Source organism: Candidatus Symbiopectobacterium sp. NZEC135 (genome assembly GCF_025962695.1).
Window position 1 is genome coordinate 1 of record NZ_JAGFPF010000285.1, and the last position, 1,923, is coordinate 1,923.

Below are 1,923 nucleotides of genomic sequence, written 5' to 3' on the forward strand. Positions count from 1 at the left end.
GTCGTGCTGGAAGCGCACCACATTGCGCAGCAGGGTGCGCCCGAGCGCCCGGTGCAGGAGAGCCAAAACGTTGCACCAACGCCCAACTTACGCCATGCCACGGAGGATTTTCAGCGCAACGTGATTAGCCAGGCGTTAGCCCAGAACGGACACAACTGGGCAGCCAGCGCCAGAGCGCTTGACATGGATGTTGCCAATCTTCATCGGTTGGCGAAACGCCTGGGGATCAAACCGTAATTCTGCACGGCCAGCGCCCTAACGCAGGGCGCTGCTTGATAATGCTGTGAGTAAAAGGAAAGCGTTATTTGTTGTTACGCACCATTATTTATTACACTGAAATAAAAACACCCGATTTAATTATTTATAACAACGACAGCCTCACACTGTCTCTTCTTTTATCATTCTCGATAAATTTGAAAAAAATGAGCACGCAAGATATCATTAAATAACATGTCCACCAGGATAAGAGTCTGCCTTTGAATATCAAACAACTGCGCTATTTTTGTAAAGTGGTTGAAACGGGAAGCGCCAGTCAAGCAGCAAAAATGCTCGATCTGGCACCTGCTGCAATCAGCATGCAAATTTCGTCACTTGAAAAAGAGCTTAACGGTGAGTTATTCAATCGTAGTTCTCGTCCAATGACCTTAACCCGTCTCGGGGAATTTATCTATCAACGAGCACCCGAGATCATCTTTAATATCGAGAAGCTTGAAAAAGATGCATGGCAATACGTTAACAGCAAATCGATTACGTTAACACTTGGGTTCGTTCGCTCCGTGATGTTTAACCTGATTCCAGAAACGATAAAATACTTCGCTGACACACACGGGCATATCGAAATAAATTTGAAAGAAGTGCTTTCCGAGTATCAGCCTGAGTTGCTATTGAACCATGAGCTTGATATCGGCTTCACACGAGAAATGGATAACGATAATTTTATTGGTCATGAACTCAATCATGAACTGATACTGATTGATCCGCTTATCGCTGCGATTCCTAAAAATCATTATTTAAGCAAGAAAAAATATATTACGCTGCGTGATTTTTGCAACTCCCCCTTTATCATTTTCCCCAGCGATCCCAAAAGCGGTTACTCATTGCGCGTATTTGAAAAATTTGATGAATACGGTATTCGCCCAGCCGTTTCACATCGCGTTGTTGAAATTCACACAGCATTGGCATTGGTGGGAGCCGGATTAGGCGTAACACTGGTGGGAAAAACCACCATTCCCAATAACCGGCAAGATATCATCTTCCTGCCAATTGAGGATTTTCGCTGCCTCAGCTATATCTACGCAGTTTATAACCCAAAAAACACCAACCCGAATATCCATGCCTTTATTGATACCATGAAAAAGATCGCTGAATAATAGGGTGAAAAAAGGGAAGCATACATTCCGCTTCCCCGGTACTGACGTTTATTATCTCAACCGCAAGGGTTAGGCGTCACAGTTTTCCATCGGTTCATCAATGGTTACCACGACTAAAAAGGTGAGTAGTGAAATGCCCGCCATAAACAGAAACACAGTATTCCAACCATAATGGTCAAGAATCAATCCGGCAATAAAGGGCGTCGCCGCACCGCCTAATTGCCCCCCCATGTTAACAATGGCATTGGACCATGTAGGCAGAGAAGCCAATGCTCAGCAACAAACCGGTCATAAACAACAGTAATGCACACAATACTGGATTAGCCGGCATATACAGCAGGCACAGCATCATTACCGATGTCGAAACGGCCGAGAGCAACATGCCCGGCTTTCTGCGTTTATCCAGCAGCGTATCAGAGAGGATACCGCCCAGCAGATTACCCAGCACCGCACCGACCCAAGGTGCCGCAGAGACAAACCCCATACCAACCACAGAAAGGTTTTTTTCCGACAACAGATAGGTAGGGATCCAGGCCAGCAATAGGCTGGAAAT

The 1,923-nt window shown here is 45.7% G+C and carries 3 protein-coding genes and 1 pseudogene; 2 read left to right on the forward strand and 2 right to left on the reverse strand.

The window, feature by feature from the left end; all coding sequences use genetic code 11:
- Both J5224_RS25945 and J5224_RS25950 read left to right on the forward strand, forming a co-directional pair.
- Positions 1-237: pseudogene (locus J5224_RS25945) on the forward strand (nitric oxide reductase transcription regulator); the annotation flags it as partial.
- Positions 238-476: 239 nt separating this feature from the next.
- Positions 477-1,370 (forward strand): LysR family transcriptional regulator, encoded by an 894-nt coding sequence (locus tag J5224_RS25950; RefSeq protein ID WP_264628070.1) that lies wholly within the window; start codon positions 477-479, stop codon positions 1,368-1,370.
- 69 nt (positions 1,371-1,439) lie between these two features.
- On the opposite strand, the gene J5224_RS25955 is transcribed toward J5224_RS25950, so the two are convergent.
- On the reverse strand, positions 1,440-1,601 hold the full coding sequence (locus J5224_RS25955) for an MFS transporter (protein WP_264628071.1): 162 nt from the start codon (positions 1,599-1,601) through the stop codon (positions 1,440-1,442).
- Position 1,602: 1 nt separating this feature from the next.
- On the reverse strand, positions 1,603-1,923 hold a 321-nt coding region (locus J5224_RS25960; protein WP_264628072.1), incomplete at its 5' end, for an MFS transporter.

Bases quoted from the DNA above. Each gene is read 5' to 3' on its own strand.
- J5224_RS25955 (WP_264628071.1), bottom strand. From the start codon at position 1,601: ATGGGGGGGCAATTAGGCGGTGCGGCGACGCCCTTTATTGCCGGATTG.